We start from the raw sequence: 22,554 nt of genomic DNA, 5'->3' as shown, positions 1-22,554 counted from the left end.
TGGTTGTAATCCTTAGTGATTTTTGCCTAAACATAATTAGGCTATATCAATATATGTGAGCGATCGTGCCACTCGCTGAGCTTAAACATAGCAGACAGAATCGGCTAATTTACGACATTGTGATATTTAGTTTGAAATATATTTGCATTATGCAAGCAGTCTAATAGTCTACTTCCACTAATTTTGCCCCTCGAAAGGCGCGACGATCCCGATCGGCGGAGATTTCCCTGGTCACAGGACTATCTATCGGACTGAAATTTGGCTGATTGAGCCCATGCATATCTTGAGCATCTTGATTGCCATCACTTGATAACGCAGGATGGCTGCTATTTTGAATTCCAATTGTGCCAACCACAATGGCATTATCCAGATTTTCTAGATTGGCTTGATCAAGCACTAATTCTAAAACTTGCTTAGTCTTGCTGTCGTAGAAAACTAACTTGAGCCGATCGCCAGTTTCACTATTTATAATCTTTTCAATCCTGGCCGTATCACCAGCCCCAGGTGCATAAAAAGCCCCCGCCATGCCCTGGTTGGTTTGGGTGTGAATATACCAATAGGAAAGTTGATTAGTGGTGGGGTGGAGGGTAATAAAACCACCAAAGCTACTGGTATCAGTGAAGCTACCGCCAACAATTTGTAGCCCCCTGGCCATGATTGTGGCAGGACTGAGCAGGTTGCTAAAGATCACTAGGCCGATCGCGGTCACAAGGCAGCGCCAGCGTTGATGTTTAGCTTTGAATCTGGTAAACGTGGATTTGAGGGGAAATTGCTTGAATTGCTTTAACTGTTTGGACTGTTTGTAATCGAACATGGCCGCCAATACCTTAAAAAAAGTAGCGATCGTGTTCGTCTCAAAAATGCTCAACCAAGGCTGAGTAAATAATGGTTAGTAGCTACAAAAGCTAACCAGATCCATAACTAAACCCCAGGGACTGGCTCATAACAAACAGATAATCTAAATCTGTGAGGCAACACCAACCAGTAAAAGCTAATGGTTCACAGGTAATAACTCGTTAACAACTAGCTACTAACTAAATACCCCAGGTTAAGTAGATCAAATAGAGCCAGGATTAGCCCCTGATAAATACGTTCCCCAGCAAGGCTTGAATTAGCAACAAGTTGAAAATTGCTATGAATTCACATAATTTCAAATAGCAGCAGTGAGACTTGAACTCACGACCTGCGGATTATGAGACCGCCGCTCTAACCTGCTGAGCTATGCTGCCATATGCTTCGTTATCGCTCATTTACGATCGCCCAGGCGCTAATTTGTCTGTTGCTTTAACCCTAGGCCGAATAAAGCTTTAACATATTAACACCGATCGTTACTAATTTAACATAATGCCATTTAGGTATTTAAGATCGAATCTGGTTAAATATCCGCCAAAATAGACAACGCAAGCGTAGTTACCCAGAGTTATTCAGATTTATTCGATTTACTAGCCTTCTTGGATTTAGAGGTGGTAGGGCTAGTTTTTTTCTTGCCGCCTTCTTCTTTGGCCACGTTCAAAACCTGCTTAGGGGTGATTTTAAGGGTTTTGCGTCGTTTCCGTCCCCGTTTCTTCGGCAAAACATCGATTAGGGATAGCCGATCGCTCAGGCAATAATCCACTGCCTTATCGGTGAGCAGTAAATGTCGAGCCAGCAAGGTACGAGCAGAGGATGTGCTGGGTTGAATTTCCAGGATCTTATTTTTAAGCAGGGTGGCCTTTGTTTGCAGAGTTTGGCGAGCGATCTGCCATTCGGCATCATTGCGACAGAACAATCGCAGGGCTAGATCAACCGTGGGCTGGCGAGAATTAGTTTCATCGTTATTTAAATAGGCATAGAGCTTTTCATAGCGGCGATTAATCTCTGGAGCCAGGCAGAGAATAATTATATTGCGCTCAAACTCACTTAGTTCTAGCTGTTGACACAGCAATGGCACTGATAGTTGAATATCTTGCTCGAAGCTGGCCGCAATCCGATCGCCAAACCGACCGATCGGATGGGGTTTAACAGCAATGATCGGTCGCTCTTGTTTTTGATGGCTACCGCCATTGGCGGGGTTCTGGTCTAGATTAATAAACCCTTGCCACCAATGACTAGTGGCGCGATCGGCAGGTGAATTGGCAACGCGATTGACTTCATGGTTGAGCTTGCGTTGCTTGGCCAAGACCCGCCGCAAGATCCGATCCAACCAGGCTAACTCGGTTTTCAAGTAAGCCCAATTATCAGTAAATGGAACGATCGCGGCTTTGGTTTCACTCATGCACTGCACTGCTAGATGGTTATGCTGCTCTGCAACCAAGTCAATAGGTTTTCTATAAAAAGATCACTAGGCGATAATTATAGGACTGGCTTGCTACTAGTTATTCAAGCCACATTTAAGTCACACCTCGACGTAAGACACCTCTAATTAATACTCCTACGATCGTCGCAAAAACTGCCAATGCTGCCATACAACCCAACACGGTCAGGTCACCCCAGGGTGCAGCCAATACCACATCTTGCCAAGACCAACTGGCATTGCTATAGACATGGCGGATTGGCGCGATCGCAAATGAGAGTGGATTCAAACTGGCCACCCACTGCAACCATCTGGGCATAAATTCTAGTGGTGCTAGGGCGGTGCTGGAAAAAATCAATGGCAAATTAATTAAAAAGATAAATGCCAGTAATTCCTGATGACCGGGCATGGCAAACGAAACACCCAGGCTGAGCATGGTAAAGCCCAGCACCAGCAGCAAAATCACCAAAGACATCACCACAATCCCCGCCAGATTGGGAATGCCTGCGCCCATGAAAGAACTAACCACCACGATCGCCACCGTCTGCACAATACTCATGAAGATAATGAATATGGCAGAAGCCAGCACGATCGAGAACCGCGAGGCCAGCGGCGCTACTAACATGCGATTGAGAAAACCAAATTCACGATCGAAAATAATTGGCAAGCCAGAGTTCAAGGCACCACTAAAAGCCGTGAACACAATGATGCCAGCGGCTAGAAACTGGGCATAGGTGGTAGCACCAATAAATTCCTGCGGGATGTTATGGAACAATGCACCAAATAAAACCAGCCACATCAAGGGTTGAGCCACGCCAACAATTAAAGTAGTGGGGCGGCGTTTGAGTTGAATAAACCAGCGTTTGGTTTGGGCAAGGGTTTCCTGGGCAAATTCACCGGAAAACAAACCCGGATCGATCGATCGCTCTGGGCGATCGTTGTTTAGCTCTATTGTTGATTTAGTTGAAACAGTTTGACTCATAATGGCTGCGAGTAAGGCGATTGCTACTTCATAATAGTTTAGCCTTTAATTTCTGTGCATCTGGTCAATTTGTGCCCATTTCAGTAGAGACTGAGCCGACCAACTAGCAACAACTAGCGGTTGTGCAACCCATAAATCAACGAATCATGCGATCGGCAAGTTGATCATACATTCCGTAGAAGTACGATTAATTCAAGTTTATTTAATTAAATAACGGGCTTGGAGGGATTCGAACCCCCGACCCTCTGGTCCGTAGCCAGATGCTCTATCCACTGAGCCACAAGCCCTGAAGTAATGATGCTCAATTAAACTTATTTGTGTTAAGTGAAGACCGTACCACTTGTTTAGCGAAATCATCACTGCTTAATTGGCGAATCTAATACTAACATAAGTAGAGCTTTTGAAAAGCACCAAATTTGAAAATAGATATCAATCTATCTATAGAGCCAAATTAGTTTGTATTTTTATATACTTAGAGTAACAGTTTTTAACAAATGCTTTTCTTCCTGGTTAAGGTGGGTAGATTTAGAATTGCACTGAAACCAACCAGGATTATATATTTGCGCTATATATAGCTAATTTAGAGTCTGAATTAAATTCGAGGTTATCAAACAGAGTGAGTCAACATCCTTTAGCATATCTGAAAAAATACGATGCCAAGGCGATCGCCCAGCACTATAACCAGCGCCCCCTCCTCGCAGTTTGGCGATTGATCCAGATAGTTTATATGTTTGTTGGCTTATTTGTGGGCTTGCAGCTAGACAAGTGGTCGGGGCAGGAAGATGCCAAATTACCACGCCGCGCTGCTCAGCTCCGCCGAATTATTACTAAGCTGGGGCCTACCTATATTAAAGTTGGCCAGGCGCTCTCTACTCGCCCTGATCTGGTGCGCAAAGATTTTTTAGATGAGCTAACCAAACTACAGGATCAATTGCCTCCCTTCCCTACATCGGTGGCGATCGAGATTATTGAGCAGGAATTGGGCAAGTCGATCGACCAGATCTATGACTACATTCCCGATTTGCCAGTTGCGGCTGCCAGTTTAGGACAGGTCTTTAGAGGCAGGCTACATACTGGTGAAGAAGTAGCGATCAAGGTGCAACGACCAAATTTGATCCCTACAATCACACTAGATCTCTATGTGTTGCGATTGCTTGCTGCTCTAACTCAACCCCTACTACCAGTTAATTTGGGCGCAGATTTGCGGGGCATTATTGATGAATTTGGCTCTAAGCTATTTGAAGAAGTTGACTATGTGAATGAGGCCAAGAACGCGGAACGGTTTGCGACCTATTTTAGTGATGAACCAAGGGTTGATGCTCCTTCGATCTATTGGCGCTATAGTTCCAAGCGGGTGCTGACAATGGAATGGATCGATGGGATTAAGCTCACCGATGTAGAAGGGATCAAAGCGGCTGGCTTGGATATTGATGAACTGGTACAGATTGGCGTGATGTCTGGCCTACGGCAATTGCTGGAGTTTGGCTTTTTCCATGCCGATCCCCACCCTGGTAATTTGTTTGCCACCGCCGATGGCCGCATGGTCTACATTGACTTTGGCATGATGGATCAACTAGAACAAACCACCAAAGAGGCACTGGTTGATTCGGTGGTGCATTTGATGAATAAGGACTACCAAAAGCTGGGTTATGACTATGTGAATCTGGGATTTTTGACACCGGATGTGGATATCCCACCGATCGCCAATGCCCTAGAAAGTGTGCTGGGCGACATCATGAATGAAAAGGTACGTGATTTTAACTTCAAGGTGGTGACCGATCGCTTCTCTGGGTTGATGTATGAATATCCGTTCTGTATGCCGGCTAAGTTTGCCTTGATTATTCGATCGGTGGTGACCCAGGAAGGTGTGGCGCTCAGCTTGAATCCAGAATTTAAAATTGTCCAGGTGGCCTATCCCTATGTGGCACGCCGCTTGCTGACCGATGAATCGCCTGGCCTGCGTCAGCGCTTAATTGAAGTGCTATTTAAAAATGGCAAGTTCCAATGGAGTCGGCTGGAGAATTTAATCAAAATTGCTAAGTCTGATGATGATTTTGACCTGGTGCCGACGGCCAGAATGGGGATTCAGTTTTTAATGTCCGATGAAGGGAAGTTCTTGCGCAAGCGGATTTTGCTGGCACTGACCGAAGACGATCGCCTCCATACTGATGAAGTAGCGCGGATCTGGCAACTGGTGGGTGCGGAATTAAAACCCAATAAGCTCTGGGATGCAGCAGTTGGTGCGATCGGTTCGTCTTTGCCCAGGGCGATCGCTACGGCTTTGCCGCTGGCGTTTTTGTCGGGTAGTGGTTCTTAGTTATGGATTTACTCCGTTTCTAAGGAATCAAGGCTTACAACAATTTTGCTAAAAATTTCTAGGAGCTGCTCTTTTGATAAGCTCCCATTGGCCACATTCAAAATAATTTCTTTTAGCTCATCTATGGCAATGTTGAAATCATAGCCATTTACTAGCAAGAAAGCACTACAAACTGCAAATGCAGTGCGTTTATTACCATCTACAAATGGATGATTTTTAGCAATGTGAAATACATATGCAGCAGCTTGATCGGAAATATTTGGATGTAACAGTTCACCAAAGAATGAGGCTTGAGGCTGTGCAAGCGCTGACTCTAATAGCCCTACATCCCTTATCCCACTAGTACCACCATCACTTTGAAGTTGATCTTCGTGAAGCATGATTGCTTCTTCTACAGTGATATATCTAATTTTCGGCAAGATAACGGTAGACCTCACGGTACTTTTTCTTGGATTTCAGGTAAGCCTGCCAAACTTCATTTTTACCTTTATCAAGGTTGATTTCGTGTCCATTGCCATTTTCGTCAGATTCAGGCGTGGCAATATCTTGAGAAGTTTTGACCAGATCTTGATTTTGATCAGACATTTTGACCTCCAAACATGGAATAAATTATAGTTTAAAAATGAATAAAATGGTTTGTTGTGACGAAAATGCCGATCGCAGCATTCATTATCACTCCTATTCTAATCCTCAGAAAACATCCTTACCTGGCGCGATCACCCAGTAAATAAATCAATAATTACTTAGCTAACCTAGCCCCGATCGGCCGCTTCGAGAGATTGCTGATTCATCTTCTCTTCGATATATTCCCGCACGATCGGCTGTTGGCTAAACACCGCACCATTTTTATCAATTAGCGATCGCCGCCGCAATGAATCCAGAGTTTCCAGCAGCCGTTGGGTTGAATCAACGGGAGCTAGCTCTGTTTTTAGATCAGCCAGGGTAACCTCTCCCTCTTGCAGCGTCACCCAATAAATTACCTTTTTCTCCAGCTCAGAAAGGCGATCGAATTGTTGATCTAGTAGCTTGCGGATATCCGAGAAAATCCAGCGATCTTCCGCTAGCAAGGCATTGAGTTGTGCAATATCACCGCCAAAAAATTCCTTTACTGCCAGGGCTACCGCCTTTAATGCCAGCGGGTTGCCAGCATAGCGCGCCACTAAAAATTGCCAGTCTTGCTCAGTACCTTCAAACTCACCTTTTTCCGCAAAGATCCGCTGCGCTTCGGTCACCTGCAAGCCCCCCAAAAATAGCGATCTTGCTCTGGCTCCTTCTTGTAGGGCAATCTCGCGGGGTTGTTCCCGGCTGGTGATAAGCAAACAGCTCTGGTGTTGGGCTTCGGCGATCGCCCGAAACAGCTCGGCATAGTTTTCCCGCCCCTCGATATATTCACCGGCCTGGCGATATTCCCGTCCCGTACCACTACTGAGCAAGGCATCAGCATGATCCAACACCACTAAACAACGATGCTTACCTAAACATTCAATCAAGGTAGAAATACAACCATAGGGCGTGTCGGGTAGATTACCCTGCCGATCGGAAATGTGGTGGATGATATCAATCAATAAATCCATTAATGGTGGCGCATTTCGTAGCGATCGCCACACAATATATTGAAAACCGATTTGGAGTTCTTCCGCCAGGGTTACCGAAAGGGCAGTTTTACCAATCCCGCCCATGCCCACGATCGCCACAATCCGGCAAAAATCTTGAATTATCCAACGCTCCAGCTTAACTAATTCATCGGTGCGACCATAAAACCTGGATACATCCGGTGCGCCGCGCCAATCCTGGTTCGGCAAGCTCAGCTCATCAAAGCGATCGCCACCATTGTCATCATTAACATTCTTTAGGGTGGCTGTTTCTATATTTACGGCCTGTTCTTCCTGCTGGTGTTTGTGATAGCGACGTAAGACCAGTTGCACATTCTTTTTGTTAACACGTTCACCTAAAGCCTCGGATAAATAGTTCCACAGCTTAGAGCCGACCTCTTTGATGTAGTCATAGTCATAACCAGCTTCTCTGGCAATGTCATTATAGGTCTGCCCCTGCCAGGATCTACGAAACACCAGTTCATAGACATGACTAAGCGACCTATGCTCTAGGGCTATTTCTAATATTTCAAGTGCCTCATCAACCGTCATCCGCTACCAGTCTTTATTGCCGATTTATCAATGGAACTAGATTTACTTAAGAATACACAAAGAATCAATATTTCGATCGTTTTAAAAGTCTTAAGAGCCCTATTCTAACCCGATGATGGTTTGGGATCCCACCTTTCCCACAGCAGTTAGGTATTTTGGCTGAAAAGGTGGGTTTTAATAACATACCTTGATACCTACTTTTCCTACAGCCAAATTCCTTACTAACAGTTATATTTTATTTACATCCTATTCAATCATCTGGCTATACAAATTAAAACCAATTTGGTCGGTAGCACAATAAAATGAGTAGCTTAAGGAATGCCCTGGAAGACATAGTGATTAGGGAAGCGCAGAAGCAATTAGCGCCCCTTAAATCAGCAATCGGCACCTCAATTCGATTAGCCGATGTTGTGGCCTATACCCTCAATCGACTGCCACCTTTGTATGCAACTAGTCATCATGGTTGGCAGCTCCAACGCCGCCGTTTGGTAAAAGAGATGCGATCGCAAATTATTGAAGCTGTCTCCGTGGCGATCGCTGCTTTTAGCACCAAAAACTTTCCTGCCAGCAAAACTCCCCTACCAGAAATTGAACTAAAAAGTCAGGCTAGAGCACTGGTTAGCTTGAGAAGGGTCTTAAAACAACCGGAGCTAAGATGGAGCGATGTGCCTGCAGCGCTTGAAAAAGCCCTGGGTAATAGCCAAAATCTTAACAGGCATAGTAGCGCGAGTAATAGTAATTCTGAAGTTACTAGAGCGATCGCCGATTTAGATGTCTATCCGGAGCCAGTCAAATCAGATCAAACAGTTATTCGTGAAGATACCCATATTCAGGATACTCAGGATGATCATTATGATTTAGACGATCGAGACAGCTTGAGTGCCAGTATGCGGTCTCAAATTGATCAACTCAGAGCTTGCCTAGGCACAACTAAAGATGGCCAGGTAAAATATGCCCAAACCCAGAATTTTGAACCGGCTCCAGAACGCCGCAACCCCGTAAAGGTAGTAAAAAGTGCCAACGGCCAGGAAATATCTGTTAAGGCAATGGAGGCACAACAGCTAGAAATTTATACCCTCCCTGCCAAGCTAGAATTTAGTAATGTTTTAGAAAAACTGGTGCTTTTGGTAGCAGGTCATCTTGTCCGTAATTTTGACCCAGAGATACGAGCACAGATCAATCTAACCGAAGTTATGGCCTATGCCCTGAACCGATTGCCACCCATGTATGCTGCTAGCGATCGTGACTATCGCCGCCAACGCCAGTATGCTCAATCGGAGCTGGCCAACCGAGTTACAGACCTGGTTAAGCGCGGCATTGAATTAGTTTTAGCCAGCCCCAGAAATGTCCAGCCACTGCCATTTGAAAAGTTCAACCAGGAATATGAACTAGCTTTACCCCAGATCAAGCAGTTGCTGAAATGTCGTAATATCACCTTGAGCAATCTAGCCACCCTGGCTGCGGATATTATTAAATTCAAACGCCAGTCTGCCGCTACCCAAACAGAGCAAGAGCGATCGAGCCAGGCTCAGCAAGTTAATGTGGTTAGCTCTCCGCCTCAGTCCAGGGTGGTTGGTGGCTATTATCAACCTGCAGCAAGCATGTACTAGCGGTGAAGTAACTGCCGATCGGTAAGAATCCTAGTGAGTATCAATCAAAGGATTTAAATGAGTGCATCTAGAGATCGCCAGCAGTAAATCATAAAATGCTTAAATAGCTTAAATAATGGTTGCGATCATAATATTTAAAACATTTAAAGCTTGATTCAGGCTTGGAGTTGAACAAATATTCGATCGAACTAGGCAATATTTCTCTATTGGTGCTTAGCTATTTTGATCTTTGATCGCATATTAAGTCTGATTGCTGCCTATTATGCCTATTATTATTTGGGTGGGCTTGAGTTATAACCAATTGTTCTTTTTAATCAGAATTTTTTATGCGATTAGTAATTTTAGGGGCAACGGGTGCTGGCAAGAGTACCCAGGCTAAAAGACTGTCTGAGCATTTTAATGTGCCGCCAATTTCCACTGGAGAGCTTCTGCGACAAGCGATCGCCAAGGACTCAGAATTGGGCGCACAGGCTAAGCAATATTTAGATGCCGGTGAGCTAGTACCAGATCAGGTGATGATTCAGTTTATGCGATCGCGGCTTCAGCAAGATGATGCGGTAGCGGGCTGGATCTTGGAAGGATATCCCCGTACTGCGTTTCAGGCAGAAGAACTAGATTTTTTGCTAGAGGAGCTTGGTAAGCCGCTGGATTGGGCGATCTATTTGCGCTTGCCAGAGGAGGTTCTGGTGGAGCGATCGCTAGAGCGGGGCAATGTGGACGATACCAAGGAAGTAATTAAACGCCGACTGGAATTATTTAGCGATCGCACGACGACGTTGCTGGATTATTACGAATACAAACAAAAACTGCTGATCATTGAGGGCGCTAATGCGATCGACAATGTGACCCAGAGTATTCTTAGTAAACTAGGCTAGAGCTTGAGTTAACCTGATCCAACTCCTGAATTGAAGCCCATGACATCTAGTTAATGGGAATTTCCTGATAGCCCTATTGCTGTGCTAGTAATTTACTGCACCTAGCTGATATTTTGCTGGCGCTGGAAGTATCAAAATATTTTTGGCTTAAAACTGGATTTCAAAAGTAATTTGCGTTTATTATATAAGTATTGAGGCTGTGATAAAAATATGTGAGTTTGTGCTTTTTTAGCGATCGCTAATCTAGAGATTGGGTTTAAGCACAATATCTTAACCAAGAGGTCTTTAAAATCTTAGCTATGGCATGGGCTAACTTTTGCTTGTTGTTTGATGTCGATTTATATCGATCGATCAAGATTTGACTTTGACAGCAGATCCAGTATGTTGTTTCATGCCTACTTAGATTAGTCAGTGATGTTAGTCAGCGATCGGCATTATTGCAATTATTAGCCCAAAATTACAATTGCTAATCCAGCAAAAGAAGATTAAAGCGAGGGAGATAAGTTGACGGAAAGAGCCTACTGGCTGGCCTGGTCACAAGTTGAAGGAGTTGGCCCAATTACGATGCGGCGGCTCCAGCAACAGTTTGGTTCGCTGCGGGTGGCCTGGGGTGCCCAAAATAGTGATTTGCGATCGGTGCAGGGGATTGGCACTGCGAATATGAATGCGATCGCCACGGCACGAAAATTTATTCAACCAGAGCAGCTCTTGCAAGATCATCTCCGTCAGAACCCACGATTCTGGACTCCCAGTGATCCTGAATATCCCAAATTACTGTTGGAAATTCCCGATCCGCCGGCGTTGCTCTATGGTGCTGGCAAAATAACCATCTGGGATCAAAACCGGGCGATCGCGGTAGTGGGTACTCGCCATCCCTCAGCCTATGGCGTAAAATGGGCGCGAAAAATTGGTCGGGCACTGGCTGTAAATGGATTTACGGTGGTTTCAGGCCTGGCAGATGGGATTGATGGAGAGGCGCATCGAGGTTGCCTGGATGCTAAAGGACAGACAATTGCGGTGGTTGGAACTGGAGTCGATCGGGTTTTTCCCTCGGCCAATTATGCATTACATCAACAAATCTTGCGATCGGGCTTGATTTTAAGTGAATACCCCTATGGCACTGAGCCAGGCCGCGCCAACTTTCCCCGCCGCAATCGGATCATTGCAGGACTTTGTCGCGCCACAATTATTATTGAAGCACCGCGTAAATCTGGAGCCCTAATCACCGCTCACCAGGCCAATGAATATAACCGCGATGTCTATGCGTTGCCTAATTCCTTGGACTTTCCACAGGGGCAGGGTTGCCTGGATTTGATTAGCCGTGGTGCGCAATTAATTATGAGCGAGAAGCAGCTAATTGAAGCATTGGAGGCAATGCCACGGTTAGATCCGATCGGCTTTGAGCTGCTGAGTGAGAGTAATGATAGCAAAGCCAGAATTAATCGCCTGGTGGAGGCGGCTACCCAGGCTGAAGCCCAGAGAATGGCGCAAACTGGCAATGGTCGTAAAAGTAGTAATTCTCGATCGGGGAGCTCCCCTAATGCTAGTAGTTCAGCTAGGCGATCGACGGCAAAATCTAACTCCCGCTCCAACTCAAAAGCTGCGGCTAGATCAACAGCAAATAACAAGCGATCGCTTGAACCGCAGACAATCGAAGTGATTGTAGAACCAGTCGCAGAGATAATCAGCGAAGCAAATAAAATTGACCTGCCGCCACTGAGCAAATTACAGGAGCAGTTAATGGATTTGCTCGACCCAGTGGATTTGACCAGCTTTGATGCGATCGTGCAAAAGGTAAATCAAGATGCGGGCGAAATTTCGGCAGCACTGCTGGAGCTAGAACTATATGGAGCAGTGGCTCAGGCTCCGGGAATGCATTACCAGCGGTTAGTTTAGCAGTTGGCACAAAGAACTAACTAGCTCAATTAACTATCATTACGATTAATCCGCCGCACCGCCACAATATCACTCATATTGGAAATTTTGTAGTGCAGCTTTTCATATTGATTGCGGCTGTTAATATCAATGCTAAGTTCGATCGTAGCAGTATCACCGGGGCGCGTATCAACGGTGGCATGACGCACATTCACCTTTTCATCGGCCAATCGCGCCAGAATATCTTTGAGGACACCAACCCGATCGATCGTCTCTACCCTGATATCAACCGTATAAATGCTGGGGCGATCGACATCATCCCGATTATTCCAACTGATCGGGATCAACCGATCGCCTGGGAAATCAGCAATATTCTCGCATTCCTGTTTATGTACGGCGATGCTGCGATTGCCACCACGGGGCACCACACCAATAATTGGTTCACCAGGAAGCGGTTGACAACAGCCAGCAATTCGATAGGGCAGACCTTCTAGCCCCAGGATTGGTGATTTGGTGGGTGAAGCGGCATTGGCACTAGGAGCAGATGGCAAACGGGGAATTGCGATCGCTGCTTCCTGGGTGGTTTGTTCTTCCCGCAGCTTGTTCACCACCATGTTGAGGGAAATTTCGCCATAGCCCAATGCTGCCAACATATCATCGACACTGTGGTAGTTGCAGCGCCGAGCCACTTCCAGCATCCGCTCCGATTTGAGCAGGCTATCCAGGCCACCTTTGCCCATTTCTCGCTCCAGCATCGATCGCCCTCGGCCATAGTTTTCCTCTCGGCGCGATCGTTTATACCATTGCCGGATTCGATGGCGAGCCGAACTGGTGGCCACAAAATTAATCCAATCCAGGCTGGGATGGGCATTTTTATGACGCAGAACCGTGACAATATCGCCATTCTGGAGTTTGCGATCGAGCGGTACCATAAATTCATTTACCAGGGCTCCCGCGCAATGGTTACCCAGTTCTGTATGGATGCGATAGGCAAAGTCTACGGCTGTAGCACCACGGGGCAGGCAATATACATCACCTTTGGGCGAAAATACATATACCTCATGGTCAAACAGATTTTCTTTGAGGGTATCAATGTATTCCTGGTCATCTTTTAGTTCCCGTTGCCACTCGACCAATTGCCGCAGCCAGGTAAATTTCTCGTCTTCTTGACTAGTGGCCTGATGGCTGGAATTAGTTTCCTTATATTTCCAGTGCGCCGCAATCCCATATTCAGCAATATGATGCATTTCCCAGGTGCGAATTTGTACTTCCAAGGGGCGACCATTAGGGCCAATTACAACCGTATGCAGCGATTGGTAGCGGTTTGGTTTGGGTAAGCCAATGTAGTCTTTAAATCTGCCAGGGATCGGCCGAAAGCAATCATGAACTACGGCTAATACGCGATAACAGGCTTCCTTATTTTCGACAATGATTCTAATCGCCGATACATCATAAATCTCTTCATACTTTTTCTGCCGCACCTGCATTTTTTGGTAAATCCCATACAGATGCTTAGGGCGACCGCTAATCTCAAAGTTGGTTAGCCCCAATTGCTCAATCCGCGATCGCAGAATATCTCGTACCCTGGCCAGTCGCTCTTCTCGATTGCGGCGGTTTTCAACTACCAGGCTGCGCATTTGTTGGTAGGCATCTTTGTCAATATATTTAAATGACAGATCCTCCAGCTCCCATTTAATCTGGCCGATCCCCAACCGATTAGCTAGCGGTGCAAAAATCTCCATCGTCTCGCGGGCAATGTTGGCTTGCTTTGGTGCAGGCAAATGCTCCAAGGTGCGCATATTATGGAGCCGATCGGCCAGCTTGACCACAATCACCCGAATATCCTGAGCCATTGCTAGAAACATGCGGCGGAAATTTTCGGCAGCACGCTCAGTTTTACTCTCAAAATTAAACTTAGATAATTTGGTTACCCCTTCCACCAAGGCGGCGATCTCCGCGCCAAATTCGGCCTCAATATCAGCTACCGTAACTTCAGTATCCTCGACCACATCGTGCAAAAAGCCAGCCACGATCATCGCCTTGCTACCACCACCAAGATCGCGCAAAATGGTCGCCACCTCGATCGGGTGCAATATATAGGGCTCACCCGAAGCACGGTATTGCCCCTCATGCAATTCACAGGCAAATTTTAAAGCGCGGCAGATTATGGCTTCTGGGTCTTCAGGGTCGATCGGTTCAGCAGCGGCAATTTTTTGCCAACAGCCCTTGAGCCACTCTGGCATAAGTGAACCGAGGTCAGTGTTTGGGTGGGAGTCAATAGCTAGGGTCATTGAACAAATTTACCTGGGGCTTAACGGTATTTATTTCTTGAAATGGAAGGAGCCAAGAAGTGGTACAAACGGATGCGGGAAAAATAATGTACGGAAAAGCTGGGCATAACTTATTTTTAATCCTAACGGAAACACCAAAGAGCGTCTCTAAAGAAAATGTATAAGGATTTTACTAATACAGAAATCGAATCCAGAAATATTGATGCGGGAATGTAGAGTGTTGGCGATCGATTCTTGAACTGTTGGATTATTAAGTCTAGGTTAAAAGTAATTTTTTGAATAGCTCCATTTAGGCGCTTTACCTAGAGCAATTGGTTAGGTTGACGAGTTGGGATTTTAAAATCCACAAAAAAAGAAAAAACTAAATTGCAGTAGACATGACTTACCTGATGCTACTGGGTCTTAAATTAACTTATTGGGTCTTAAATTAACTTATTTGGTAATAATTTTTGCCAGCCTAAGCGCCTAATTGCGACCCGATCGCTCACGGCGATCAATCCAAAATCCGAGCGATCCTCGGAACCTTTGCCTAATTAGACGGTTTAGAAATTGCTATTGTCCCTTTTATTAACTAATCTTAACTTAACTTGCTGTTAATTTACCAACCCGATCGAGGAGATTTCGAGATGATATCAAAAATCTTGCTTCTATACCATTACCATCTCTAGCCAGATATCCACTAGCCTGAATTGCCCCTGACTGTGGATTGGCAGTAGGCTTCTCACTTGATTTTTGCGTAAGGGCTGATGTCTTGACTCGATCGCGGCAAAATTCAGCTTTCACAAGAGTCCTGATATTTGCTTGAGGTGATGTCTAATAAAGCCTAGGATAAATAAATTAAATAAATCCCGATACCATTTTGGTAAGGGATACAGGGATACATACAGGATCGCCGCGATGATTATTTGTTTGTTATAGCCAAACTGGCTAGTCGGCCAGCAAGAGGCTCACAAATTTAACAAATTGCCGGCAAGCAATTCTGGTGCAAATGCTTACCCAGCTTAAGTTGATGCGAGCCTTCCTCCCACACCACACGATCGAAAATTTGATGCAGAATAAAGAAACCGCGACCACATTCAGAATCAAAACTGGGGGTATGCTCGGTATAGCCATGAGCACTAAGCTCAGGACAACCTTCTTCACCCTGATCAGCGATCATCCACCAGTAGTATTGCGACGAGATCGAAAAATGGATTGTGACCTGTTTGCCTGGGTCTAGCTTATTACCATGCCTAACTGCATTTACTAATGCCTCTTGAAGTCCAAGCCGCAACTCAGCATGCCAGATTGATGGCACTTCTGATAACAGTAAGTCCAGGATTGGTTTGAGGTAAAGAGTTGAGGCAAAGCTGAGGGTACTCCACTTTTGTCCGCTAACGGGACGCAGCGATGTGGCAATCACGCTTATCTGACTCCCTATTTCAAGATGCTCGATCAAGCTAATCAGTGAGCCCATAAATTACTTACACCCTATTCTAACCTAAGACATAGGGGCATATACCAATTTACTAAAATATCTGCTGGCAATTTTTTTGTTGCATAAGTGCCGATCGCCTCTCCCTGCGGATGTTACGACTCAAAAGTCAAAACCCCTAATCTTGCATAGTTGAGGTGTGATTTTGACTACTCAGAATGCAAATAACTAATCTTGAAAAGAATTATTGCCTTATTACCTAAACCTTGTTATGATTTAAAACCGCAATGAACCTGGGGGTATAACTCAGTTGGTAGAGTGTCACAATGGCATTGTGAAAGTCAGCGGTTCGAGTCCGCTTACCTCCATTAGATTTGAGTAAATTTGAGCAGTTGTGCAATATAAATTGGATTGTGCTTAATAAGGGGCATTTCATAACCCAAGGATAAAAATGCCATCAACAAAAATATCAAACATATGTCTGATACTCAGTTAGACCGATCGCTTAATTGTTAAATTATCTTAGCAATATGCAACGCAATAAGGGATGCTTAGTTTAGTTACCCAAATATCCCTTATTATTTCGCTTGTTTTATGATTCCTGTTATTCCATTGCTAAGTGCTTAGCAACCGCCTGCACATCCTTGTCACCACGCCCAGAGCAATTAATCACCAGTTTTTGCTGAGCGGTTAGTTGGGGGCAGAGAGTTTCGAGGTAGGCGATCGCATGGGCAGTTTCCAGCGCCGGGATGATTCCCTCTAAGCGCGAGAGTTGTTGAAATGCAGTCAAAGCCTCAGCATCAGTAACGCTGTAATATTCTGCGCGCCCAGCATCCTTAAAATAGCTATGCTCAGGGCCCACGCCAGGATAATCTAGGCCAGCACTGATCGAATGAGCTTCCTGCACTTGCCCTTCTTCATCCTGGAGCAAATAGCTCATTGCACCATGCAAAACACCAACAGTACCCTGGGTTAGGGTAGCTGCGTGTTTATCAGTGTCTACGCCTTTACCAGCCGCTTCCACGCCAATCATCCTAATGCTGGGTTCATTCACAAACTCATGAAACAGACCCATGGCATTTGAACCACCGCCAATACAAGCCAACAGGATATCCGGTAATCCGCCCCACTTTTCCATGCACTGACGGCGGGTCTCTTGGCCAATGATCGCATGAAAGTCGCGCACCATCATCGGATAGGGATGGGGGCCAGCCACCGAGCCAAGGATGTAGTGGGTAGTTCGTACATTGGTAACCCAATCGCGGATCGCTTCGGAGGTAGCATCCTTAAGTGTGCCTGTGCCAGCTTCAACTGGTTTCACTTCTGCACCCATCAATCGCATCCGGAACACATTCAGTGCCTGCCGCTCCATGTCATGTACGCCCATATAAATGACGCAATCGAGCCCAAACCGAGCGCAAGCGGTGGCTGTGGCTACACCATGCTGACCCGCGCCAGTTTCCGCAATAATCCGTTGTTTACCCATGCGTTTTGCTAGTAGTGCCTGGGCTAGGGCGTTATTGATCTTATGGGCACCAGTGTGGTTTAAGTCTTCACGTTTGAGATAAATTTGGGCAGTACCATAGTGGGCGGTCAATCGCTCCGCAAAATAAAGCGGACTAGGGCGACCGACATAATCGCGCAGGTAACTATTTAGTTCCTGATTGAATTCAGCATCTTGCTTATAGTAGGCAAACGCCTGCTCTAACTCAGCCAGGGCACTCATTAGTGTTTCTGGGACATACTTACCACCGAAGATGCCAAATCGACCGAGCTGATCGGGGCGATCGACATTATGGAAATCAGCGTCTAGCTCGGCAGGATTGACAGGGGTATTAAAGTTTTGAGCAGCAGGGGTTTGCGTCATTGTGATTACTTGAAAACGGTTATTAAATTAAAAAATGCAGTGGCGAATAGAAATATCTAAGCTAACCTGGCTATTTCAGCAACGACACAAATTTTAGAGCAATTGCTGGGTAGATTTAAATATTCTAGTCTAATTAAAAAGCTGTCACCGGATTAATTAACAATGTTCATCAATGATTTCCAATTTGGTAATTGAACAGCCAAAGCTATATCAATTTTTTGATCGCAGATCTAACCTTAAATCCTCACGATCGCCCATATAGATAATGCCATAGGGGTAGAGATCTAGCGATCGCAATTTTTGCTATTCAGTCATTAAGCCTAATTTAAGATCTAAGATTTAAGATCTAAAATTTAAGATCTAAGCAAACCTGCCACTAAACTTGCGTTAATGCCGATCGCACAGGAACATCTGTAGTTTAATAGACAATTAATAGACAATTAATAGACGATCGCTTTTCTCTTAACCAACATAAACGATGTTGCCTAAGGTTGCCTAAGAATCATGGTTCTTACGCAAGAACTCGTCTTGATATTGCAAAAACTGGCTATGCCATTCCTGGAAGCGCTGCTGGCCGTCTTTGACTAGCATCTGGCGGTATTTTTCGGAATCAAAGGTAGAGCCATCCGATCGTTTTTTATAGTTGGCCTGAGTTTCTTTTTGCGATCGCAGAAACTTTTGTTGATATTGCAGAAAGCGCCCATGCCATTCCTGGAAACGTCTTTGGCCGTCTTTCACCAGCATTTGTCGATACTGTTCTGAGGAAAGATATTTAGATTGATTCATAGCTAGCGATCGCCTCGTGAAAACAACTACTGAGTCAGCTACTCCCCTGGATCTAGTTTGCCATAGGGCAATTCCTGCTCTACTCCGCAAAATGGCTTGAGTTTTTAGGTTAGCTGTTTGAAAATCTCGATCGCTGTTTAAGAGGCTAAATCAGGCATTTGGATTTAGGTATCTTAGAGAAAAGAAGCAAAAAAAGCCTAACCTTAAATTTCATTTTTAACTGTCACGGATTTTATTGATCAAAATTTCTACCTGAGCCCGTGAATCAAATATTTCAACTAACCGACTCACATTGGTGAGATTAAATATATCCCTGACCTGACCCGGTGGACACAAAATTGCCAAGCCTCCATTCCAGTTCTTAAGCTGGTTATGGACAGAGATGATGCCACTCAATCCCCTGCTATCAAGAAAGTCTAGTGCTTCAAGATTGATGAGTAAAAGTTGTGGTTGTTCTTTTAACGTGTTGTTAAGTTCTTGACATATCTGGTTATGGTTGGCGGCATCAAATCTGCCCTCCAAACAAACCTCTGCGATCTTAATCTCTCCCATATCTCTTGGTTGCAATGCTAATAGTTTAGCTCAGAATGTTTAAATGGTAAGCAATCCTACCCTAGACCGATCGGGGGATGGCTAACTCCCCTGGTTGGATGAACGGATTGAGTGATTAACTGTTCATTCAATTAGGTTTTATAATTCATACTGTTGTGGGATGCGATCGGTGGCAAAAAAATATCAATCAAAGTTTCTGGCTATGAGCTAAAACTTTATCGATCTAGTTGTAAGCTGATTGTAATTAGTACCGTATTTTGAAATTCTGGTATGGCAAACTTTTTCTTAAAGCCCTACGAATTAATTTGAGCCCAACAGAGAATTAGAACCGATCGAGCATTTTGCATCAAGGGCGATCGTCAACATTGGCATTAATTTTGCCTAATAAATACCCTAATAAATACATAGAGTCTTTTAGTCTTTTAAAAGGCTCCTGCCACAACGTAATATTTATGTATTCGCCTTATTCACCTGGCTGTGAATGGAAACCTGGCTACTTAACCTTTAATAAATTTTCGCGGGGATCAAATGACTGCGCCCGCAGCAGCTTCTCATAGAGATCACGCTCCAGGTCGGTAGGGTTCTTGGGCACTACAATTTGAATTTCAACATATTGATCGCCAAAACTGCGTGAATCTTTAGGGAAGCCCTTCCCAGACAATCGCAGTTGTTGCCCCGATTTTACGCCAGCCGGAATTGTCAATCTGACCTGACCGCTGAGGGTTGGTACATCAACCTGAACCCCTAGTGCCGCTTCACTGGGAGTGACCGGTAGCTGGCAGCGAATGTTGTAACCATCCAACGTAAAAAAATGATGGGGTGAAAGATTAATCTTTAGATATAAATCCCCACCAGAGGGGCCTTGTCCCTTGAGGCGAATGCGCTGACCAGTCATCACCCCTTTGGGCATATTCACTTCTAGCGATCGCCCATCTTCAAGCCTAATTCTTTCTCTGCCGCCAGTGTAGGCACGTTCAAGGGGCAGATTCAGCAATGCCTCAGCATCTCGTTTGCTGCTAGTGCGAGGTGGCGGCGGCGGTGATTTGGTGGTGGACTTGGCTGATTTATAGCCAGGGCGATAGCTATAACCAGGGTCGGTGGTACGCGGATCAACACCAGTGGTGCGAAACTTGCCGAGGAGCTGATCGATAAACTCCTGGAAATCGCTAAATTGGCTGAAATCTACATCATTACCAACGCCGCGATCGTAATCAGAATCCCAGGAAGAATATCCAGGCCGATAGGTACTACTGGTACGTGGTGCAGCGCCTTGGAAGCCACCTTGTTTCCAATATTGGCCAAACTGGTCATACTGACGACGTTTGGTGGGATCAGACAAAACTTCATAAGCCTCGCCAATATCCTTGAATCGCTCCTCTGCCACTGCGTCCCCCGGATTCATATCAGGGTGGTATTTCCGAGCTAGTTTACGATAGGATTTTTTGATTTCTGCGGCTGAAGACCCTTTGGGGACACCCAGAATCTCATAGTAGTTACGGAAATTGCGCATGTCTTTTGAGCTATGAAGTCAGGAAACAGGTTGCTTAGCTGGTCGTTTAACTAATGGAACCTACTTAGGGGCGATCGTAATTCGATTTCGATATCGTGCGATCATAATAGCTCAAACTATCCAGTTAGCAATTTCGGGTTTCCGAAACAAATAGAATTTATTGTTAGAATTCATTAAACCTGGCATTAGAGCATTAGAGATACTAACAATCGAGTGATCGAGTTGCTTCAGTAGATGTCAAGGAGTAAAAAGCAGGGAATCTGAGCCAGGAATTAAAGGATGGCGATGAAAGAGAAGTTAAGCAAAAACCAACAGCGAGTTCTGGCGCTTTTGCAGGAGTTGCATAAGTCTTTGTCGGCTCAGGATATATATGCCGAGTTACGCGATCGCCGCCAGTCGATCGGCTTGGCCACGGTTTATCGAGCCTTGGATGCGATGAAAATTCAAGGACGAATTAAAGCCCTTACTTTGCCTAGTGGCGAGACTGTATATGGATTGACCCATAGCGATCGCCACCATTTAAATTGTGTGAACTGTGGCGCTTCAGTGCCGATCGATGATTGTCCGGTGCATGAGCTAGAGCATCAACTGGACTCTGATTATGATTTTAAGGTTTATTATCATACCTTGGAGTTTTTTGGGCTTTGCCACAATTGCCAACAGGAACAGACTGATTAGGTTGTTTGAGGAAAATGGTAGATCGCTAATTTTTTCTGACTGCGATCCTATGGTGAATCTTCTTCCAGTGGTTATTAGTTCGTTATTGGGTAATTTTGGCTCAATGATTAGTTGCCCTATATTGCCAGCATTCTTTGGCGATCGCCCAATCTTCTTGGGTATGAATCACTAGAACTCTTACCGATGAATTGGCGGTGGCAATATCTCGATCTATTTTTCCGTTTCCAGCAGTCTGCGAATTTTTCTCTGGATCTATCTCTAACCCCAGAAATGCAAAAGCCGCACAGACATCCTGGCGCAATTGAGCATGATTTTCGCCCACCCCCGCAGTAAAAATCAGGGCATCAACTCCCCCCAGGCTGGCCAGCATTGCGCCAATTTGAGATTTTAGGCGATGCAGGTAAATAGCATAGGCAAGCTGTGCTCGATCGCTGCCTGCTTCGATCGCCAATGAGATCTGTCGCATATCACTGGATATGCCCGAAATCCCCTTTAAGCCTGATTCATAATTAAGCAAGTGGTTAAGCTGGTTAAGCTGCTCAGCGCTATATTGCTGCTGTTGGAGCAGGTGAATCAAGATCCCAGGATCTACATCACCGCAGCGCGTCCCCATCATTAGCCCAGCCAGGGGCGTGAATCCCATGGTGGTGTCAACACTATGCCCATTTTCGATCGCCGCCAGGGAACAACCATTGCCAAGGTGGCAAGTGATCAGCTTGAGTTGGGCAAAATCTCGATCGAGAATTTGGGCAGCCTGGACAGCGCAATATTGATGACTGATGCCATGAAACCCATAACGACGGATCCCTTCCTGTTGCCATGCATAGGGGCCGGCATAGATCGCCGCCGCATCCGGCAAACTGCTATGAAAAGCGGTATCAAACACTGCAAGTTGGGGGATGTTTGCTCCTAGTGCCTGCTCGATCGCTTCGATTCCTTCCAGGTTCACGGGATTATGCAACGGTGCAAACCTGGCCAGATCGGCGATTGTCTGCTTAACTGCTGGATCAATCAAAGTAGCCTGGCGGTATTGCTGCCCCCCATGTACTACCCGGTGTCCGACTAAATCAATTTCAGTTAGAGTCTCAATTACTTGGGTTTCGCCTTTGGTCAGGGTTTCAAGCATATAAGTAATTGCGGCGGCGCGATCGTTAACCTCTAGCTCGATCTCTAACTTGCGGCCTGGTTTGGTTTTAAGCTCTAGCTCAGCCTTGCCCTGCTGATGACTCAAGTCGATCGCACATTCCCAAAGAGGGACAGGCGGCTGGGTGGGCAAATGATCTAAGATTTCATATAAACAACTTTTCTGACTGCTAGAGCCAGCGTTCATAACCAGTATTTTCATGGCCTCAGCAGTATTTCCTTAATCATTAAAGTAGAA

At 45.4% G+C, this 22,554-nt stretch carries 18 protein-coding genes and 3 tRNA genes; 6 read left to right on the top strand and 15 right to left on the bottom strand.

Annotated features, from left to right (window positions below; all coding sequences use genetic code 11):
* Positions 1–160 precede the first annotated feature (160 nt).
* From PSE7367_RS17820 to PSE7367_RS17800, 5 genes are all read right to left on the bottom strand, one after another.
* Entirely contained in the window at positions 161–868 is a 708-nt protein-coding gene (locus PSE7367_RS17820) for a hypothetical protein (RefSeq protein WP_041698601.1), read from the bottom strand.
* Between the two features lie 287 nt (positions 869–1,155).
* Positions 1,156–1,229 (bottom strand) — tRNA-Met (locus PSE7367_RS17815).
* A gap of 191 nt (positions 1,230–1,420) precedes the next feature.
* Positions 1,421–2,254, bottom strand: coding sequence for a hypothetical protein (locus PSE7367_RS17810; RefSeq protein ID WP_015166731.1), 834 nt, complete (start codon positions 2,252–2,254; stop codon positions 1,421–1,423).
* Between the two features lie 115 nt (positions 2,255–2,369).
* Positions 2,370–3,254 (bottom strand): ABC transporter permease, encoded by an 885-nt coding sequence (locus PSE7367_RS17805; protein ID WP_015166730.1) that lies wholly within the window; start codon positions 3,252–3,254, stop codon positions 2,370–2,372.
* A gap of 214 nt (positions 3,255–3,468) precedes the next feature.
* Positions 3,469–3,541: transfer RNA gene (locus tag PSE7367_RS17800), tRNA-Arg, on the bottom strand.
* A 329-nt stretch (positions 3,542–3,870) separates the two neighbouring features.
* Here PSE7367_RS17800 and PSE7367_RS17795 point away from each other — a divergent pair.
* Entirely contained in the window at positions 3,871–5,571 is a 1,701-nt protein-coding gene (locus tag PSE7367_RS17795; RefSeq protein ID WP_015166729.1) for an ABC1 kinase family protein, read from the top strand.
* An 8-nt stretch (positions 5,572–5,579) separates the two neighbouring features.
* On the opposite strand, the gene PSE7367_RS17790 is transcribed toward PSE7367_RS17795, so the two are convergent.
* The 3 genes from PSE7367_RS17790 to PSE7367_RS17780 all read right to left on the bottom strand — a co-directional run bounded on the left by PSE7367_RS17790 (position 5,580) and on the right by PSE7367_RS17780 (position 7,715).
* Complete coding sequence (locus PSE7367_RS17790) at positions 5,580–5,951, bottom strand: type II toxin-antitoxin system death-on-curing family toxin (RefSeq protein WP_051038033.1); 372 nt, start codon at positions 5,949–5,951, stop codon at positions 5,580–5,582.
* A 25-nt stretch (positions 5,952–5,976) separates the two neighbouring features.
* On the bottom strand, positions 5,977–6,156 hold the full coding sequence (locus PSE7367_RS17785; protein WP_015166727.1) for a hypothetical protein: 180 nt from the start codon (positions 6,154–6,156) through the stop codon (positions 5,977–5,979).
* Positions 6,157–6,323: 167 nt separating this feature from the next.
* The gene (locus tag PSE7367_RS17780; RefSeq protein ID WP_015166726.1) at positions 6,324–7,715 is read right to left on the bottom strand and encodes an NB-ARC domain-containing protein; all 1,392 of its coding nucleotides are present in this window, start codon (positions 7,713–7,715) and stop codon (positions 6,324–6,326) included.
* A 302-nt stretch (positions 7,716–8,017) separates the two neighbouring features.
* Between PSE7367_RS17780 and PSE7367_RS20750 the strand changes: the two genes are divergently transcribed.
* From PSE7367_RS20750 to dprA, 3 genes are all read left to right on the top strand, one after another.
* Positions 8,018–9,325 (top strand): late competence development ComFB family protein, encoded by a 1,308-nt coding sequence (locus PSE7367_RS20750; protein ID WP_015166725.1) that lies wholly within the window; start codon positions 8,018–8,020, stop codon positions 9,323–9,325.
* Positions 9,326–9,651: 326 nt separating this feature from the next.
* A complete protein-coding gene (locus tag PSE7367_RS17770; RefSeq protein ID WP_015166724.1) occupies positions 9,652–10,200 on the top strand; it encodes an adenylate kinase in 549 nt (182 codons plus the stop codon).
* Between the two features lie 504 nt (positions 10,201–10,704).
* Positions 10,705–12,096, top strand: a complete 1,392-nt coding sequence (gene dprA, locus PSE7367_RS22800) for a DNA-processing protein DprA (RefSeq protein ID WP_015166723.1) — start codon at positions 10,705–10,707, stop codon at positions 12,094–12,096.
* Between the two features lie 29 nt (positions 12,097–12,125).
* On the opposite strand, the gene PSE7367_RS17760 is transcribed toward dprA, so the two are convergent.
* Together PSE7367_RS17760 and PSE7367_RS17755 are read right to left on the bottom strand one after the other, a co-directional pair.
* The gene (locus PSE7367_RS17760; protein WP_015166722.1) at positions 12,126–14,366 is read right to left on the bottom strand and encodes a RelA/SpoT family protein; all 2,241 of its coding nucleotides are present in this window, start codon (positions 14,364–14,366) and stop codon (positions 12,126–12,128) included.
* Positions 14,367–15,321: 955 nt separating this feature from the next.
* Positions 15,322–15,768 (bottom strand): ATP-binding protein, encoded by a 447-nt coding sequence (locus PSE7367_RS17755; RefSeq protein WP_051038175.1) that lies wholly within the window; start codon positions 15,766–15,768, stop codon positions 15,322–15,324.
* Between the two features lie 307 nt (positions 15,769–16,075).
* On the opposite strand from PSE7367_RS17755, the gene PSE7367_RS17750 reads away from it, so the two are divergent.
* Positions 16,076–16,148 (top strand) — tRNA-Ala (locus tag PSE7367_RS17750).
* A gap of 236 nt (positions 16,149–16,384) precedes the next feature.
* Here PSE7367_RS17750 and trpB read toward each other — a convergent pair.
* The 4 genes from trpB to PSE7367_RS17730 all read right to left on the bottom strand — a co-directional run bounded on the left by trpB (position 16,385) and on the right by PSE7367_RS17730 (position 20,495).
* Positions 16,385–17,647: a tryptophan synthase subunit beta gene (trpB, locus tag PSE7367_RS17745; RefSeq protein ID WP_015166720.1), complete on the bottom strand. Its 1,263-nt coding sequence runs from the start codon at positions 17,645–17,647 to the stop codon at positions 16,385–16,387.
* Between the two features lie 495 nt (positions 17,648–18,142).
* The gene (locus PSE7367_RS17740; protein ID WP_015166719.1) at positions 18,143–18,433 is read right to left on the bottom strand and encodes a hypothetical protein; all 291 of its coding nucleotides are present in this window, start codon (positions 18,431–18,433) and stop codon (positions 18,143–18,145) included.
* A gap of 216 nt (positions 18,434–18,649) precedes the next feature.
* Positions 18,650–18,985 carry an STAS domain-containing protein gene (locus tag PSE7367_RS17735; RefSeq protein WP_015166718.1) on the bottom strand — a complete coding sequence of 112 codons (336 nt, stop codon included), beginning with the start codon at positions 18,983–18,985 and terminating at the stop codon, positions 18,650–18,652.
* Positions 18,986–19,478: 493 nt separating this feature from the next.
* A complete protein-coding gene (locus PSE7367_RS17730; protein WP_015166717.1) occupies positions 19,479–20,495 on the bottom strand; it encodes a DnaJ C-terminal domain-containing protein in 1,017 nt (338 codons plus the stop codon).
* A 279-nt stretch (positions 20,496–20,774) separates the two neighbouring features.
* Between PSE7367_RS17730 and PSE7367_RS17725 the strand changes: the two genes are divergently transcribed.
* On the top strand, positions 20,775–21,173 hold the full coding sequence (locus PSE7367_RS17725; protein ID WP_015166716.1) for a Fur family transcriptional regulator: 399 nt from the start codon (positions 20,775–20,777) through the stop codon (positions 21,171–21,173).
* Positions 21,174–21,273: 100 nt separating this feature from the next.
* Here the strand turns inward: PSE7367_RS17725 and PSE7367_RS17720 are convergent, their stop codons facing one another.
* Positions 21,274–22,518, bottom strand: coding sequence for an acetate kinase (locus PSE7367_RS17720; protein ID WP_015166715.1), 1,245 nt, complete (start codon positions 22,516–22,518; stop codon positions 21,274–21,276).
* Between the last annotated feature and the right edge of the window lie 36 nt (positions 22,519–22,554).

Origin of the sequence: Pseudanabaena sp. PCC 7367 (genome assembly GCF_000317065.1) — a bacterium.
GTDB lineage: Bacteria > Cyanobacteriota > Cyanobacteriia > Pseudanabaenales > Pseudanabaenaceae > Thalassoporum > Thalassoporum mexicanum.
This window is presented reverse-complemented; position numbering and strand designations above follow the sequence as displayed.

Coding starts and splice junctions, on each gene's coding strand:
- PSE7367_RS17810 (WP_015166731.1), bottom strand. CDS start 2,254: ATGAGTGAAACCAAAGCCGCGATCGTTCCATTTACTGATAATTGGGCT.
- PSE7367_RS17785 (WP_015166727.1), bottom strand. CDS start 6,156: ATGTCTGATCAAAATCAAGATCTGGTCAAAACTTCTCAAGATATTGCC.
- trpB (WP_015166720.1), bottom strand. CDS start 17,647: ATGACGCAAACCCCTGCTGCTCAAAACTTTAATACCCCTGTCAATCCT.
- PSE7367_RS17725 (WP_015166716.1), top strand. CDS start 20,775: ATGGCGATGAAAGAGAAGTTAAGCAAAAACCAACAGCGAGTTCTGGCG.
- PSE7367_RS17805 (WP_015166730.1), bottom strand. CDS start 3,254: ATGAGTCAAACTGTTTCAACTAAATCAACAATAGAGCTAAACAACGAT.
- PSE7367_RS17780 (WP_015166726.1), bottom strand. CDS start 7,715: ATGACGGTTGATGAGGCACTTGAAATATTAGAAATAGCCCTAGAGCAT.
- PSE7367_RS17735 (WP_015166718.1), bottom strand. CDS start 18,985: ATGGGAGAGATTAAGATCGCAGAGGTTTGTTTGGAGGGCAGATTTGAT.
- PSE7367_RS17720 (WP_015166715.1), bottom strand. CDS start 22,518: ATGAAAATACTGGTTATGAACGCTGGCTCTAGCAGTCAGAAAAGTTGT.
- PSE7367_RS17730 (WP_015166717.1), bottom strand. CDS start 20,495: ATGCGCAATTTCCGTAACTACTATGAGATTCTGGGTGTCCCCAAAGGG.
- PSE7367_RS17740 (WP_015166719.1), bottom strand. CDS start 18,433: ATGAATCAATCTAAATATCTTTCCTCAGAACAGTATCGACAAATGCTG.
- PSE7367_RS17790 (WP_051038033.1), bottom strand. CDS start 5,951: ATGCTTCACGAAGATCAACTTCAAAGTGATGGTGGTACTAGTGGGATA.
- PSE7367_RS17770 (WP_015166724.1), top strand. CDS start 9,652: ATGCGATTAGTAATTTTAGGGGCAACGGGTGCTGGCAAGAGTACCCAG.
- PSE7367_RS17760 (WP_015166722.1), bottom strand. CDS start 14,366: ATGACCCTAGCTATTGACTCCCACCCAAACACTGACCTCGGTTCACTT.
- PSE7367_RS20750 (WP_015166725.1), top strand. CDS start 8,018: ATGAGTAGCTTAAGGAATGCCCTGGAAGACATAGTGATTAGGGAAGCG.